A 15,378-nucleotide genomic window follows, 5' to 3' on the forward strand; every position below is an offset into this window, starting at 1 on the left:
CGGGGCGGGCACGTGGGGCGGCGGTGCGCGTCCGGGCACCGTCGTTTGTCAGTGCCGTCGTTTGTCAGTGCCGTCGTTTGTCAGTGGCCTTTGGTAGGAATGCAGGCGTGAGCAGCGAGAACGAACCGGCGGGCGGTGGCGCTCAGGACCCGCCGCCCGAGCAGCTCGCGCTCATCCGGGAGAGCGTGCGCGAGGCGAAGGCGCCGCGGGCCAAGCCGCGGACCTGGCGTGGAGCCGCGCTCGCCGGGGAACTGCCCGTCGCCCGGGTCCTCGTCGACAAGGGCGTACTCCACCTTGACAGGTACTTCGACTACGCCGTGCCCGAGGAGCTCGACGCCGACGCCCAGCCCGGCGTGCGGGTGCGGGTGCGGTTCGGGGCCGGGCGGCACCGGGTGCGGGACGGACGGCGCGAGGGCGGGGGGCTCATCGACGGCTTCCTCGTCGAGCGGCTCGCCGAGTCCGACTACTCGGGCCCCCTCGCCGCGCTGGCCCAGGTTGTCTCGCCCGAGCCGGTGCTCGACGAGGAGTTGCTGGGGCTCGCGCGGGCGGTCGCCGACCGGTACGCGGGCAGCCTCGCCGACGTGCTGCAACTCGCCGTACCACCGCGCAACGCGCGCGCCGAGAAGCGGACGTCACCCGAGCCGCTGCCCCCGCCGCCGGTGCCCGAGCCGGGGTCCTGGACGCGGTACGAGCAGGGGGCCGCGTTCGTGGCGGCCCTCGCCTCGGGGGGTACGCCACGCGCCGTGTGGAACGCGCTGCCCGGTCCGCGGTGGAGCGAGGAGCTGGCCCGGGCCGTGGCGGCGACGCTGGCCTCCGGCCGGGGCGCGCTCGTCGTCCTGCCCGACGGGAGGGCCGTCGCCCGCGCCGACGCCGCGCTGACCGCCCTGCTGGGCGAGGGACGGCACGCGGTGCTCACCGCCGACGCCGGACCCGAGAAGCGGTACGCGCAGTGGCTCGCGGTGCGCCGAGGGGCCGTACGGGCCGTCGTCGGGACCCGCGCCGCCATGTTCGCGCCGGTGCGGGACCTGGGGCTGGTCGCCCTCTGGGACGACGGCGACGACAGCCACAGCGAGCCGCACGCCCCGCAGCCGCACGCGCGCGAGGTGCTGCTGCTGCGCGCCGCCCAGGACAGGTGCGCCTTCCTGCTGGGCGGCTGGAACTGCACCGTGGAGGCCGCCCAGCTCGTGGAGACCGGCTGGGCCCGGCCACTGGTCGCCGCGCGGGAGCAGGTGCGGGCCGCCGCCCCGCTGGTGCGGACGGTGGGGGACCAGGACCTCGCCCGGGACGAGGCCGCCCGCGCCGCAAGGCTGCCGACCCTCGCCTGGCAGGCCGTCAGGGACGGGCTGCGGCACGGACCGGTGCTCGTGCAGGTGCCCCGGCGGGGCTATGTACCGCGGATGGCGTGCGCCGCGTGCCGGACGCCCGCGCGCTGCCGGCACTGCTCGGGGCCGCTGGAGGGGCAGGAGTCCGGGGCCGCGCTGCGGTGCGGCTGGTGCGGGCGCGAGGAGGGCGGGTGGCACTGCCCGGAGTGCGGGGCGTTCCGGTTGCGCGCCCAGATCGTGGGGGCCCGCCGCACCGCCGAGGAACTGGGGCGGGCGTTCCCGGCGGTGCCGGTGCGCACCTCGGGGCGCGAGCAGGTGCTGGACACCGTGCCGGAGACGCCCGCGCTGGTCGTGAGCACCCCGGGGGCCGAACCCGTCGCCGAGGGCGGCTATGCGGCGGCCCTGCTGCTGGACGGCTGGGCGATGCTCGGGCGGCCGGACCTGCGCGCCGGTGAGGACGCGCTGCGGCGCTGGCTGGCCGCCTCCGCGCTGGTGCGCCCGCAGAGCGCCGGGGGCACCGTCGTCGCGGTCGCCGAGCCGACCCTGCGGCCGGTGCAGGCGCTCGTGCGCTGGGATCCCGTCGGTCACGCGGTGCGGGAACTGGCGGAGCGGGCCGAGTTGGGCTTTCCGCCGGTGTCGCGGATGGCAGCCGTGGCGGGACCGGCGGAGGCGGTGGCCGCCTTCCTCGGCGCGGTCGAGCTGCCGCGCGAGGCGGAGGTGCTGGGTCCGGTGCCGCTGCCGGTCACGCCCGCGGGGCGTCCGCGGCGGGTGGGTGGGCCACCGCCCGGAGAGCACTGGGTGCGGGCGCTGGTCCGGGTGCCGCCGGGGCGCGGGGCGGCGCTGGCCGGTGCGCTGAAGGCCGCTCAGGTGGCGCGGGGGAGCGACGCGGCGGTCTGGGTGCGGATCGACCCGCCCGACATCGGGTGAGGGCGAACGCGGAGGCGTACACACGGCAGCCCGCCGTCCTCCCGCGTGAACGGGGCGGACAGCGGGCTGGTGGGCCGTCGCGGCTCCACCGTCGCGGCTGAGTTGTTGCGGCTCAGCTGTTGTGGCTCAGCCGTTGCGCGGGCCGGGGAAGGCCGTCGGCCGGACGTCGTCGCGCAGGGCCGGACTGCCCGCCGTCGGCTGGGTCGGCATGGACCGGGCGGCCGGGACCGTGGGCACGGTGGGGAGGCCGGGGCCCACGTTGACCGGGTGGGGGCCCGTCGGTTCCGGTGCGTGCTCGGGGGTCTCGGCGGGAGCCGCCTGGGTCGCGGCGCGGCGGGAGCCGTAGCGGCGGTGCACCGCCTGCTTGGTGACGCCGAGTGCGGAGCCCACCGCGTCCCACGAGAAGCCGAGCGAACGGTCGAAGTCCACGGCGGCCGTGACCAGGGTCTCGACGCTGTCCCGCAGCTCCTGGGCGAGACGGACCGTCGGGGCGGGGGCCCGCCCGTAGACGACGAAGCCCGTGGAGGGGCCGGAGCGGCGCGGGCGGTAGACGTTGCCCAACTGGGCGGTGAGGGTGCGCAGTGCGTCCACCTGCCGGCGGACCCGCTCGATGTCCCGCACCAGCAAGTGCAGGCTGGCCCGAGCCTGGGCGTCGTGGGTTGCGTGGTCGGCCATGAACAAGCCTCTCGAACCGGCGTTGAAAGGAATCGGGCCGCGCGGGCGGTCCGGTGGTCAACTCTTCCTTGACCAACGCGTGGGCGCTCCGGTGGTCACGGGGTGGGGGCGTGGCGGCATATGCGTGCGCCTGGGTTCGCGGGGTGTGCGCCTCGGCGTTCGGCCGTCGGCGGTGTTCTCTCCCACCCGCGCATCACCCGTTTCCAGTCGGTCGAGAGGCTCGGGTCTGCCGTAGGGGTGCGTCGCCGTCGGCGGCTGTCCGTCCGGGGGTGGGCTCGTAGACTGGGGCGCTGCCCGACATCCGCCCCGCCCGAGAGGCCCGTCCCACCCATGAAGCTCGTCTTCGCCGGTACCCCCGAGGTCGCCGTTCCCGCCCTGGACGCCCTGATCGCCTCCGGGCGCCACGAGGTGGCCGCCGTCGTCACGCGGCCCGACGCTCCGGCCGGGCGAGGGCGCCGTCTGGTCGCCTCTCCCGTGGCCGAGCGTGCGGAGGAGGCCGGCATCGAGGTGCTCAAGCCCGCGAAGCCGCGCGATCCGGAGTTCCTGGAGCGGCTGCGCGAGATCGCGCCGGACTGCTGCCCCGTCGTCGCCTACGGTGCGCTGCTGCCCCGCGTGGCCCTCGACGTGCCCGCCCGCGGCTGGGTCAACCTGCACTTCTCGCTGCTGCCCGCCTGGCGCGGCGCCGCTCCCGTGCAGCACGCGCTGATGGCGGGCGACGAGATCACGGGCGCGTCCACCTTCCTGATCGAGGAGGGCCTCGACTCCGGCCCCGTCTACGGGACGGTCACGGAGACCATCCGCTCCACCGACACCAGCGGCGACCTGCTGACCCGGCTCGCCTTCGCCGGCTCCGGGCTGCTCGCCGCCACCATGGACGGCATCGAGGACGGCAGCCTGAAGGCCGTACCGCAGCCGGCCGACGGCGTCACCCTCGCCCCGAAGATCACCGTCGAGGACGCCCGGGTCGACTGGACCGCCCCGGCGCTGCGCGTCGACCGGGTGGTGCGCGGCTGCACCCCGGCCCCCGGCGCCTGGACCACGTTCCGGGGCGAGCGGCTCAAGCTCGTGCAGGCCCTGCCCGCGCCCGACCGGACGGACCTCGCCCCGGGGCAGCTCGCCGCCGGCAAGAACAACGTGCACGTCGGCACCGGCTCCCACGCCGTCGAGCTGCTGTGGGTGCAGGCCCAGGGCAAGAAGCCGATGCGGGCCGCGGACTGGGCGCGCGGCGTGCGGATCACCGAGGGCGAGTCGCTCGGCGGCTGACCTGCGCCTGAGCAGCACCGCTCACCGGCCCGGCGTACGCTGGTGAGCGCACTTCATCCCACACCCGGAGCACCTTTTTCGTGAGCGAGCAGCCTCGTCGTCCCCGCAAGCCCGGCAAGCCGTACCGCAGGCCCCAGAAGGATCCCGTCCGCATCCTCGCCTTCGAGGCGCTCAGGGCCGTCGACGAGCGGGACGCGTACGCCAATCTCGTGCTTCCGCCGCTGCTGCGCAAGGCGCGGGAACGGGACGACTTCGACGCCCGGGACGCGGCCCTCGCCACCGAGCTGGTGTACGGGACGCTGCGCCGGCAGGGGACGTACGACGCGATCATCGCCGACTGCGTCGACCGGCCGCTGCGGGAGGTCGACCCGCCGGTGCTGGACGTGCTCGGCCTCGGTGTCCACCAGCTGCTCGGGACGCGGATCCCGAGCCACGCCGCCGTGTCCGCCACCGTGGAGCTGGCGCGGGTCGTGCTCGGCGACGGGCGCGCCAAGTTCGTCAACGCCGTGCTGCGCAAGGTCGCGCGGGACGATCTCGACGGGTGGCTGGAGCGGGTCGCCCCGCCCTACGACGAGGACCCCGAGGACCACCTCGCCGTCGTGCACTCGCATCCGCGCTGGGTCGTCTCCGCGCTGTGGGACTCGCTCGGCGGCGGCCGGTCCGGCATCGAGGGGCTGCTGGCCGCGGACAACGAGCGGCCCGAGGTCACCCTCGTCGCCCGCCCCGGACGGGCCACGGCCGACGAGCTGCTGGGCGAGGAGGCCGCCGTACCGGGGCGCTGGTCGCCGTACGCGGTGCGGTTGAGCGAGGGCGGCGAGCCCGGGGCCGTCGACGCCGTACGGGAGAACCGGGCCGGCGTGCAGGACGAGGGCAGCCAGCTCGTCGCGCTCGCGCTGGCCAACGCGCCCCTGGACGGGCCGGACCGGCGCTGGCTGGACGGATGCGCCGGGCCGGGCGGCAAGGCCGCGCTGCTCGGGGCCCTGGCCGCGGAGCGCGGTGCCTTCCTGCTCGCCTCCGAGAAGCAGCCGCACCGGGCCGGTCTTGTGGCCAAGGCACTGGACGGGAACCCGGGGCCGTACCAGGTGATCACGGCCGACGGGACCCGCCCGGCGTGGCGGCCGGGCGGCTTCGACCGCGTCCTGGTCGACGTGCCGTGCACCGGGCTCGGCGCCCTGCGCCGTCGGCCCGAGGCGCGCTGGCGGCGCCGTCCCGAGGACCTGGACGGGTTCGCCCCGCTCCAGCGCGGGCTGCTGCGCAGCGCCCTGGAAGCGGTGCGGGTCGGCGGCGTCGTCGGCTACGCGACGTGCTCGCCCCACCTCGCCGAGACCCGGGCCGTCGTCGCGGACGTCCTCAAGCAGTTCCCCGAAGCGGAACTCTTCGACGCCCGCCCCCTTCTTCCGGACGTCCCCGACCTCGGCGAGGGCCCCGACGTACAGCTGTGGCCTCACCTCCACGGCACGGACGCCATGTACCTCGCTCTGATCCGCCGCACCGCGTAACGCGCCCCAAAGGGGCGCGGGGAACTGCGCGACCAGCCACATACTGCCCGCAGCCGAAGAACAACCGCATCCCCCGGGGACCCGTCCCGTCCCACCCCCGGAGGGCATGGCAGTCTTGGGGCATGGCCGCGCAGATCAACCCCAGCATCCTGTCCGCCGACTTCGCCCGCCTCGCGGACGAGGCCGAGGCGGTCGGGGGAGCCGACTGGCTCCACGTCGACGTCATGGACAACCATTTCGTCCCCAACCTCACGCTCGGCGTGCCGGTCGTGGAGTCCCTGGCCAGGGCGACGGACACCCCGCTGGACTGCCACCTGATGATCGAGGCCCCCGACCGCTGGGCGCCCCAGTACGTGGAGGCGGGCGCCGGTTCCGTCACCTTCCACGTCGAGGCGGCCGCCGCGCCGGTGCGCCTCGCGCGGGAGATCCGGGCCAAGGGCGCCCGCGCCTCCATGGCGCTGAAGCCCGCGACGTCCATCGAGCCGTACGAGGATCTGCTCCCGGAACTCGACATGCTGCTGATCATGACGGTTGAACCGGGCTTCGGCGGGCAGGCGTTCCTCGACATCATGCTCCCGAAGATCCGGCGCACCCGTGAGTTGATCAAGAAGCACGGCCTGGAGCTGTGGCTCCAGGTCGACGGCGGGGTGTCGGCATCGACGATCGAGCGGTGCGCCGACGCCGGCGCCGACGTCTTCGTCGCGGGTTCCGCCGTGTACGGGGCGTCCGACCCGGCCGAAGCGGTACGTGCATTGCGCACGCAGGCCGAGGCGGCGACCGCCAAGGCGTCCTGGGCGTGCGACCACTGAGGAACAGAACGTGAACGGCTCCCATCAGGGCTGATCAAGTGCGCCGAATCTGCAAGGATGAACGGCGTATCCAGAGTGTGAACAGCAGTGAGGAGATCGCCGTGTCGGGTATGTCGGCGGGCCGTTCAGCCATGCGGATGGGACCCGCTGAGCTGGTCCAGGCGGCGGCCATGGCCCGCCGCTTCTACCTCGAGGGCAAGTCCAAGATCCAGATCGCGGAGGAGTTCGGCGTCAGCCGCTTCAAGGTGGCCAGGGTCCTCGAGACCGCCCTCGAGAGAGACCTAGTACGAATCGAGATCCGGGTGCCGGCCGAGCTGGACGCCGAGCGCTCGGACGCCCTGCGGGCCCGCTACGGGCTCAGGCACGCCGTCGTGGTGGAGTCCCCGGCCGACGCCGAGGAGACGCCCGACCCGGAGAACCTGGGAGAGGTGGCCGCCGACCTGCTCGGCGAGCTGGTCAACGAGGGTGACGTGCTGGGCCTGGCCTGGGGCCGGTCCACCATCCACATGGCGGCGGCGCTCGACCGGCTGCCGCCGTGCACGGTGGTGCAGCTGACGGGCGTGTACGACGCCGGGACCGCCGAGCGCGGCTCGGTCGAGGCCGTGCGCCGCGCCGCCCAGGTGTCGGGTGGCGACGCCCACCCCATCTACGCGCCGATGCTGCTGCCGGACGCGGCCACCGCACAGGCGCTGCGCCACCAGACCGGGATCGCCCGGGCCTTCGAGTACTTCGACAAGGTCACGGTCGCCTGCGTCTCCATCGGCTCCTGGGAGCCCGGCATCTCGACGGTGCACGACATGCTCAGCGACGAGGAGCGCGCGCACTACGCCTCGCTCGGTGTCGCCGCCGAGATGTCCGCGCACCTCTTCGACGCCGAGGGGCGCCGGGTCGGCCGGGACCTGGGAGAGCGGTGCATCACGGTCAAGGCCGACCAGCTTCGCCGTATCCCCGAGGTCGTGGCGATCGCGGGAGGGGCGCGCAAGGCGGCGGCCATCGACGCGGTGCTGCGCTCCGGTCTGGTCACCAGCCTGGTGACGGACACGTCGGCCGCGGACTACCTGATGACGGTGGGCTCGGCGCCGAAGTCGACGCTCAACCGGACGGATCCGGACGGCATCTGACGGCGCATCGGGCGATCGGGCGCGGGCGATCGGGCGACGGGCGATCAGGCGATCAGCAGAGGGAGAAGGGCGCGACATGAACGAGGACCCCGCGGGACGGCTCGTGGTCACGCTGGACCTCGCCGGGGTCACGGACAAGGCGGGCCTGATGGACCGCTGCGCCCGTGACCTGGCGCTGCCCGACTGGTTCGGCCGGAACTGGGACGCGCTCGCCGACTCCCTCGCCGACCCCTCCGTCTGGCCCGAGGAGGCGGCGGAGCGAGGGCTGGTCCTCGTCGTGCGGGGCTGGCGGGAGTACGCCGAGGCGCGGCCGGACGAGTGGTCCGTCGCCGAGGAGGTCTTCGCCGAGGCGACGGACCGCGGTCCGGGGCTCTTCGTGACCCTCGGCCCTGGAGGATCCTCCAAGGAGGTCGCTGACCAGCCTGGATGATCTGCCCGGGGGTTATCGGTCATCGGTCATGGGAGAATGAAGTACGTGCTCTTTCCCCCTGGCTGACCTGTCCGGGGGCCACCTCTGATCGACTGGGATGTGCAGCACGTGCGTTTCCTGAATGACATCCAGCCCTCGTACGACCTGACGTACGACGACGTGTTCATGGTGCCGAGCCGCTCCGCCGTGGGCTCCCGGCAGGGCGTGGACCTCGGCTCCCCGGACGGTACGGGCACCACCATCCCGCTCGTCGTCGCCAACATGACCGCCATCGCGGGGCGCCGCATGGCCGAGACGGTGGCCCGGCGCGGCGGCCTGGTGGTCATCCCGCAGGACATCCCGATCGAGGTCGTCACCGACGTCGTCTCCTGGGTGAAGAGCCGCCACCACGTCCTGGACACCCCGATCGTGCTGGCCCCGCACCAGACCGTCGCCGACGCGCTGTCCCTGCTGCCCAAGCGCGCGCACAACGCCGGTGTCGTCGTCGACGCGGACCACAAGCCGATCGGCGTGGTCACCGACACCGACCTGACCGGCGTGGACCGCTTCACCCAGCTCGAAGAGGTCATGTCCAAGGACCTGATCCTCATCGACGCGGACATGGACCCGCGCGAGGCCTTCAACACCCTCGACACCGCCAACCGCCGCTACGCGCCCGCCGTCGGCAAGGACGGCCGCCTCGCCGGCATCCTGACCCGCAAGGGCGCCCTGCGCGCCACGCTGTACACCCCGGCGACCGACGCGAACGGCAGGCTCCGCATCGCCGCCGCCGTCGGCATCAACGGCGACGTGGCGGGCAAGGCCGAGCAGCTCCTCGACGCGGGCGTGGACACCCTCGTCATCGACACCGCGCACGGCCACCAGGAGTCGATGATCGGCGCCGTCAAGGTGGTGCGCGACCTCGACCCGCAGGTCCCGATCGTCGCGGGCAACATCGTCTCCGCCGAGGGCGTGCGCGACCTGATCGAGGCGGGCGCCGACATCATCAAGGTCGGCGTCGGACCCGGTGCCATGTGCACCACCCGCATGATGACCGGCGTTGGCAGGCCGCAGTTCTCCGCGGTCCTGGAGTGCGCCGCCGAGGCGAAGAAGTACGGCAAGCACGTGTGGGCCGACGGCGGCATCCGCCACCCGCGCGACGTGGCGATGGCCCTCGCGGCCGGTGCGTCCAACGTCATGGTCGGCTCCTGGTTCGCGGGCACGTACGAGTCCCCGGGCGACCTCCAGCACGACGCCAACGGCCGCCCCTACAAGGAGTCGTTCGGCATGGCCTCCGCCCGCGCGGTGCGCAACCGCACCTCCGAGGAGTCGGCCTACGACCGGGCCCGCAAGGCGCTGTTCGAGGAGGGCATCTCCACCTCCCGGATGTTCCTCGACCCGACCCGCCCGGGCGTCGAGGACCTGATCGACTCGATCATCGCGGGCGTCCGCTCCTCCTGCACCTACGCCGGTGCCGCCTCCCTGGAGGAGTTCGCCGAGAAGGCCGTCGTCGGCATCCAGAGCGCCGCGGGCTACGCCGAGGGCAAGCCGCTGCACGCCAGCTGGAGCTGAGCGCGCCTGAGTCCGGATATCGTCAGGACGGCTTGACGTCAAGCCGCCCTGACGCGACGCTGGGCGCATGACGACACCGCAGAGCATCGAGCCGCAGTACACCCTGCTGACCGCCGTGGCCCGTCTCGACGAGCTGCGCACGCGTGAGTCCCTGGCCGGTGACGGCAGCGACGAAGAGGCCCTCGACCGCACCCAGCTCCTCGAACTGCTCGCGCTGAGCGAGGTGGTGGCCCGCAAGGCGGCCTACGGGCGCCAGCTCACCGTCCGGTCGGCCCGGGAGGCCGGCGCCTCCTGGTCGCAGATCGGGGCCGCGCTGGGCACCAGCAAGCAGGCCGCCTGGGAGGCGCACCTGCGCTGGATCGACGCCCAGGAGGCCGCCTGCGGCCGGCCCGGAGAGATCGGGTTCGACGCGGCGGACGCGGCTGAGGCACGGGCGACCGCGGGCGAGCCGGACGGCCGCTGACCAGGGCCGATCCCCCGCCCACCGACCCCCGTACGCAACGCTCCACAGCCTCCGCGCAACGAACACGCGCCCCGCCCCGGTGAACGCAACGATCGTGCGGAGATGCGCAAGGTTGCTGCATTACCGAGGGCCCGCACCCCTCGTAGTGTTCTGCGCTGTACGTGGCGTGGCGGGGACTCCGCTCGGTGGGTTCCCGCTCTTCACGAGCGTGCCCGCCGGTCCCCGCCGCTCCAGAGCCCGCCGCGAGCCCGTCCGCTCACACCGACGGGCGCGACCGGCAGCGACAAAGGAGTCAACGCGTGCTCGACCAAGGCGCACCCCCGCACCACGACGGACCGGCCACCCCCTCGTCCCCGGGCCTGGCCGCGCGCCTCATGCGCCGCAAACCCGTGGAACGGCTGGTCGCCGAGGGCGGCCAGGGCGAGGGCGGCACCCTCCGCCGCTCCCTCGGCCTGTGGCAGCTCACGATGATCAGCATCGGCGCCACCCTCGGCACCGGCATCTTCGTCGTCCTCGGCGAAGCCGTCCCGAAGGCCGGCCCGGCCGTCACCCTCTCCTTCGTCATCGCCGGCCTCACGGCACTCTTCTCGGCGCTGTCCTACGCCGAGCTGGCCGGCACCATCCCGGTCGCCGGCTCCTCGTACTCGTACGCCTACGCCACCATGGGTGAGCTGGTCGCCTGGATCTGCGGCTGGTGCCTGGTCCTGGAGTACGGCGTGTCGGTCGCCGCCGTCGCCGTCGGCTGGGGCGAGTACCTCAACGAACTCCTCGACGGCACCATCGGCGTCACCATCCCGGCCGCGCTGTCGGCCCCGCCCGGCGACGGCGGCATCTTCAACCTGCCCGCGCTGATCGTCGTGCTCCTCGCCATGACCTTCCTGCTGGGCGGTGCCCGCGAGTCCGCCCGGGCCAACACGATCATGGTCGTCGTCAAGATCGCCGCGCTGGTGCTGTTCTGCGCGATCGGCGTGCAGGGCTTCCGTTCCGGCAACTACGAGAACTTCATGCCGCTCGGCATGGCCGGCGTCAGCGCGGCCGGTGCGACGCTCTTCTTCTCGTACATCGGCTTCGACGCCGCCTCCACCGCCGGTGAGGAGGCCAAGAACGCCCAGCGCGACCTGCCCCGGGCGATCATGCTGTCCCTGATCATCGTCACGGTGCTGTACGTCCTCGTCGCGGCCGTCGCCGTCGGCGCCAGGCCCTGGCGGACCTTCACCGACTCCGAGGCCTCCCTCGCCCAGATCATGACCGACGTCACCGGGCAGGAGTTCTGGGGCACCCTGCTGGCGTTCTGCGCGGTCGTCGCCATCGCCAGCGTCGTCCTGACCGTGCTGTACGGCCAGACCCGCGTCCTGTTCGCCATGTCCCGCGACGGGCTCGTGCCCAAGGTGTTCTCCCGCGTCCACCCGAAGAGCGGCGCGCCCCGGGCCAACACGCTGATCGTCTCCCTGTTCTGCGGCGTCCTGGCCGCCGCGATCCCGCTCGGGCAGCTCGCCGACGCCACCAGCATCGGCACCCTCTTCGCCTTCGCCCTGGTCAACGTGGCCGTCGTGGTGCTGCGCCGGACCCGTCCGGACATGCACCGCACCTTCCGGGTGCCGCTGGCACCGGTCCTGCCGGCGCTGGGCTTCGCCTTCTGCGTCTGGATGATGGGCAGCCTGTCCACCGTCACCTGGGTGGTCTTCGGTGTCTGGATGGCCGTCGGGCTCGTGTTCTACTTCGTGTACGGCCATCGTCGTTCCCGGCTCGCCACGCCGGACACCTCGGAAGCCCAGAAGCAGCAGTAGCTCCAGCAGCTCCAGAAACGAAGTGAACCACCCGCAGTGCTGAACGATCTCGACGAACGCATCGTGCACGCCCTCGCCGAGGACGCCCGCCGCTCCTACGCGGACATCGGGCAGTCGGTCGGCCTGTCCGCGCCCGCCGTGAAACGGCGCGTGGACCGGCTGCGCGCCACCGGAGCCATCACCGGATTCACCGTACGGGTCGATCCCGCCGCGCTCGGCTGGGAGACCGAGGGATTCGTCGAGATCTTCTGCCGCCGCAACACCTCGCCGGAGACCATCCAGCGGGGCCTGGAGCGCTACCAGGAGGTCGTGGCCGCGTCCACCGTCACCGGGGACGCGGACGCGGTCGCCCAGGTCTTCGCCTCCGACATGCGGCACTTCGAACGGGTACTGGAGCGGATCGCCGGGGAGCCGTTCGTGGAGCGGACCCGGTCCGTGCTGGTGCTGTCGCCGCTGCTGCGACGCTTCTCGTCGGGGTCACCCACGTAGTCGGTGGGCCCGGGCAGTGGGTGGGCCCGGGTAATCGGTGGGCAGCGGGGCGTGTGCCGTCTAGCATCGGTGTCATGACCTGGCGACATTGATCCACCAGCAGCGCCTCCTCCCGAGGGCCGCCTCGGACGCCGTACCTCCGGTGTCCGATCCGCCCCCTCGGGAAGGCCTCATGACTCTCTCACCCGAACGTGCCCCCGCCACCGCCGGTACCCGGCGGTTGACGCGCACGCTGTACGGCTCCGCGTTCTGCGACGAGTTCGTCCTGCTGTACCCGGTGTACGCGCTGCTGTTCAGCGACACCGGTCTGTCCGTCTGGCAGATGTCCTCCCTGTTCGCCGTGTGGTCGCTGACCAGCGTGGTTCTGGAGGTGCCCTCCGGCGCCTGGGCCGACGCCGTCTCCCGGCGGCTGCTGCTGGTGCTGGGCCCGCTGCTCACCGCCGCCGGGTTCGCCCTGTGGGTGCTCGTGCCCTCCTACGGCACCTTCGCGCTCGGCTTCGTGCTGTGGGGCGCCGGGGGAGCGCTCGGCTCGGGAGCGTTGGAGGCGCTGGTCTACGACGAACTGGACCGGGTCGGCGCCGCCGACCGGTACGCCCGCGTCATGGGCCGGGCCCGGGCGGTCGGCATCACCGCGACGATGACCGCGATGGGCCTGGCCGGACCGGTCTTCGCCTGGGGCGGCTACGAGGCGGTGGGCGCGGCGAGCGTGCTGGTCTGCCTGGCCGGGGCGGTCGTGGCGACACGCTTCCCCGAGCACCGCAAGCCCTCCGCCGACGCCGACCGATGGTCCGCGACCCTGCGCGCCGGACTCGCGGAGGCCCGTACCGACCGGTCCGTGCGCGGCGCGCTGCTCCTCGTCCCGGCCGTGACCGCGGTGTGGGGCGCGCTCGACGAGTACACGCCGCTGCTGGCACGCGACACCGGCGTGGCGCAGGAGACCGTCCCCTGGCTGCTGCTGGTGATCTGGGCCGGTGCCACGGCCGGCAGCCTGCTGGCCGGTGCCGCCGCACGCCTGACCACGACCGGGTTCGCCGCCCTGCTCACCGGCTCGGCGCTGGCCCTGGCCGTGGGCGCCGCGGCGGGCACTCCGGTGGCCCTGGTCCTGGTCGCACTTGCCTTCGGCGGCTTCCAGCTGGCGACCGTGCTGGCCGACGCCCGCCTCCAGGAGCGCATCGAGGACACCGGCCGGGCCACGCTGACCTCGGTCGCCGGCCTCGGCACCGAGCTGGGCACCCTCGCGACCTACGGGGCGTACGCGGTGGCCGCCACGGCGACGGGGCACGGCACCGCGTTCGCGCTGTCCGCGGTGCCGTATCTGCTGACGGCGCTGCTGCTGGCCACCGCCGCCCGCACTACAGCCGCGGCTGCCAGGGCACGACCTCGAAGTCGCCGGTCCCCTTCCTGACCTTCTCGAAGGGCGCCGAGGACACGCACCGGGGCAGCTCCGCGCCCTCCGCGGGGCTGCCCGTCGCGGCCCAGCTGTAGCCGAGGCGGTCGTGGCGGCCGAGGTCGTGGACCGTGACGCCGACCCGCCTGCCCTCGGCGCCGGGCAGGTCGGAGTCGGTGATCACACCGGAGACGACGGCCACGTCACCACCGGTCAGCAGGCAGTCGACTTCGGCCTTCGCCCGGGCGCCCTCGCCGTTCAGGTAGTGGCTGAACTCGAACGTTCCGGTGGCCTTGAGCGGGTCGTCGTTGTCCCCGGCCGCCAGGTGCGCGTCGAAGGAGAAGGTGATGTCGTCCCCGGCCGACCGGTACAGCTTGGCGGTGCCGGTGAGCGCGGCGGCCTCCCTCGGCGGCCGCTCCTCGTGGGGGCCGGAGGCGACCGCGGCGCCCGTCGTGACGGCGGTGAGCAGCAGTGCGGCACAGAGTGCGGCGGTCATCGTACGGCGTTTCATGGCGGTCCCCTCCACAGGCGGAACATGGCGAACTGGATGCCCACCACTGTTCCGGCGCCGCGCTCCCGCCACATCGCGCTCAGGGCGGGAACGCCCTCCGCCGCGCGGCGGGGGAGGAGGGGCACGATCTGCCTCTCAGGAAGGAGCCGCGGGCCCGGCAGCCGGCGGGCGTGAGCACGCGGCGGTGGTCCAGGGCCGCCCGGCTGTGCGGGGCGCACAACGAATCGCCGTGGGGTGCCCGGCGAACGCAACGATCCGCTCACCGGCGCGCAACAGGTCCTTCTTGTCCGGCCGAGCCCGCGACCGTACCGTCTATCTGGCCCCCCGACCCCCCTCCCACCGGTGAGGATCACGCATGCGCACCGCCCTGCTCCAGAGCTCCGGCCGGCCCGGCTCCACCGCCGAGAACCTCAAGGTCCTCGACGAGGCCGCGGGCCGGGCCGCCGCCGCGGGGGCGGGGCTGCTGGTCACCGCCGAACTGTTCCTGACCGGGTACGCGATCGGTGACGACGTCGCCGTCCTCGCCGAGCCGGCCGACGGCGACTCCGCCGACGCCGTGGCGGAGATCGCCGTACGCCACGGTCTCGCCGTCGCGTACGGCTACCCGGAGCGCGCGGGCGAGAGTGTCTTCAACTCCGTCCAACTGATCTCCGCCGACGGCACCCGAGTGGCGAACTACCGCAAGACCCACCTCTTCGGCTGCTTCGAGCGCGACCACTTCACGCCCGGCGAGCAGCCCGTCGTCCAGGCCGAGCTGGACGGGGTGACCGTCGGCCTGATGATCTGCTACGACGTGGAGTTCCCGGAGAACGTCCGCGCCCACGCCCTGGCCGGCACCGACCTGCTGCTCGTCCCGACCGCGCAGATGCACCCGTTCCAGTTCGTCGCCGAGTCCGTCGTGCCGGTGCGGGCCTTCGAGAACCAGATGTACGTGGCGTACGTCAACCGCGTCGGCCGGGAGGGCGAGTTCGAGTTCGTCGGCCTGTCCGTACTCGCCGGACCCGACGGGACCGCCCGTGCCCGGGCCGGGCGCGCCGAGGAACTGGTCCTCGGCGACGTCGACCCGGTCCTCCTCGCCGCGTCCCGCGAGGCCAACCCGTACCTGAAGGACCGCCGCCCCGGCCTCTACGGGCCCCTCGTCTGA

At 73.6% G+C, this 15,378-nt stretch carries 14 protein-coding genes; 12 read left to right on the forward strand and 2 right to left on the reverse strand.

The genetic code is table 11. The features are described from left to right. The first annotated feature begins 107 nt into the window (after positions 1-107). The gene (locus RI578_RS32175) at positions 108-2,249 is read left to right on the forward strand and encodes a primosomal protein N' (RefSeq protein ID WP_310874326.1); all 2,142 of its coding nucleotides are present in this window, start codon (positions 108-110) and stop codon (positions 2,247-2,249) included. Between the two features lie 126 nt (positions 2,250-2,375). Here RI578_RS32175 and RI578_RS32180 read toward each other — a convergent pair whose 3' ends face one another. After that, positions 2,376-2,924: a hypothetical protein gene (locus RI578_RS32180; RefSeq protein WP_310874327.1), complete on the reverse strand. Its 549-nt coding sequence runs from the start codon at positions 2,922-2,924 to the stop codon at positions 2,376-2,378. 330 nt (positions 2,925-3,254) lie between these two features. Between RI578_RS32180 and fmt the strand changes: the two genes are divergently transcribed. From fmt to RI578_RS32230, 10 genes are all read left to right on the forward strand, one after another. After that, positions 3,255-4,187 (forward strand): methionyl-tRNA formyltransferase, encoded by a 933-nt coding sequence (fmt, locus tag RI578_RS32185; RefSeq protein ID WP_310874328.1) that lies wholly within the window; start codon positions 3,255-3,257, stop codon positions 4,185-4,187. An 80-nt stretch (positions 4,188-4,267) separates the two neighbouring features. Beyond that, a complete protein-coding gene (locus RI578_RS32190) occupies positions 4,268-5,686 on the forward strand; it encodes a transcription antitermination factor NusB (protein ID WP_310874329.1) in 1,419 nt (472 codons plus the stop codon). Positions 5,687-5,808: 122 nt separating this feature from the next. Beyond that, complete coding sequence (gene rpe / locus RI578_RS32195; protein WP_310874330.1) at positions 5,809-6,495, forward strand: ribulose-phosphate 3-epimerase; 687 nt, start codon at positions 5,809-5,811, stop codon at positions 6,493-6,495. 77 nt (positions 6,496-6,572) lie between these two features. Further along, positions 6,573-7,616, forward strand: coding sequence for a sugar-binding domain-containing protein (locus RI578_RS32200; protein WP_310874331.1), 1,044 nt, complete (start codon positions 6,573-6,575; stop codon positions 7,614-7,616). A 76-nt stretch (positions 7,617-7,692) separates the two neighbouring features. Next, the gene (locus RI578_RS32205) at positions 7,693-8,046 is read left to right on the forward strand and encodes a barstar family protein (protein WP_210961437.1); all 354 of its coding nucleotides are present in this window, start codon (positions 7,693-7,695) and stop codon (positions 8,044-8,046) included. 108 nt (positions 8,047-8,154) lie between these two features. Further along, entirely contained in the window at positions 8,155-9,597 is a 1,443-nt protein-coding gene (locus RI578_RS32210; RefSeq protein WP_310874332.1) for a GuaB1 family IMP dehydrogenase-related protein, read from the forward strand. A 67-nt stretch (positions 9,598-9,664) separates the two neighbouring features. Beyond that, positions 9,665-10,060 (forward strand): hypothetical protein, encoded by a 396-nt coding sequence (locus RI578_RS32215; protein WP_310874333.1) that lies wholly within the window; start codon positions 9,665-9,667, stop codon positions 10,058-10,060. 299 nt (positions 10,061-10,359) lie between these two features. Next, positions 10,360-11,847: an amino acid permease gene (locus RI578_RS32220; RefSeq protein ID WP_310874334.1), complete on the forward strand. Its 1,488-nt coding sequence runs from the start codon at positions 10,360-10,362 to the stop codon at positions 11,845-11,847. A 36-nt stretch (positions 11,848-11,883) separates the two neighbouring features. Then, positions 11,884-12,336 carry an Lrp/AsnC family transcriptional regulator gene (locus tag RI578_RS32225; protein WP_055415902.1) on the forward strand — a complete coding sequence of 151 codons (453 nt, stop codon included), beginning with the start codon at positions 11,884-11,886 and terminating at the stop codon, positions 12,334-12,336. Positions 12,337-12,508: 172 nt separating this feature from the next. Next, positions 12,509-13,741, forward strand: a complete 1,233-nt coding sequence (locus tag RI578_RS32230; protein ID WP_310874335.1) for an MFS transporter — start codon at positions 12,509-12,511, stop codon at positions 13,739-13,741. Here RI578_RS32230 and RI578_RS32235 read toward each other — a convergent pair. Next, the gene (locus tag RI578_RS32235; RefSeq protein WP_310874336.1) at positions 13,689-14,234 is read right to left on the reverse strand and encodes a Repetin; all 546 of its coding nucleotides are present in this window, start codon (positions 14,232-14,234) and stop codon (positions 13,689-13,691) included. The two genes, RI578_RS32230 and RI578_RS32235, sit on opposite strands and share 53 nt — an antisense overlap. A gap of 355 nt (positions 14,235-14,589) precedes the next feature. Between RI578_RS32235 and RI578_RS32240 the strand changes: the two genes are divergently transcribed. Then, positions 14,590-15,378, forward strand: a complete 789-nt coding sequence (locus RI578_RS32240; RefSeq protein WP_310874337.1) for a carbon-nitrogen hydrolase family protein — start codon at positions 14,590-14,592, stop codon at positions 15,376-15,378.

Source organism: Streptomyces sp. BB1-1-1 (assembly GCF_031597775.1).
Classification (GTDB): domain Bacteria; phylum Actinomycetota; class Actinomycetes; order Streptomycetales; family Streptomycetaceae; genus Streptomyces; species Streptomyces thinghirensis.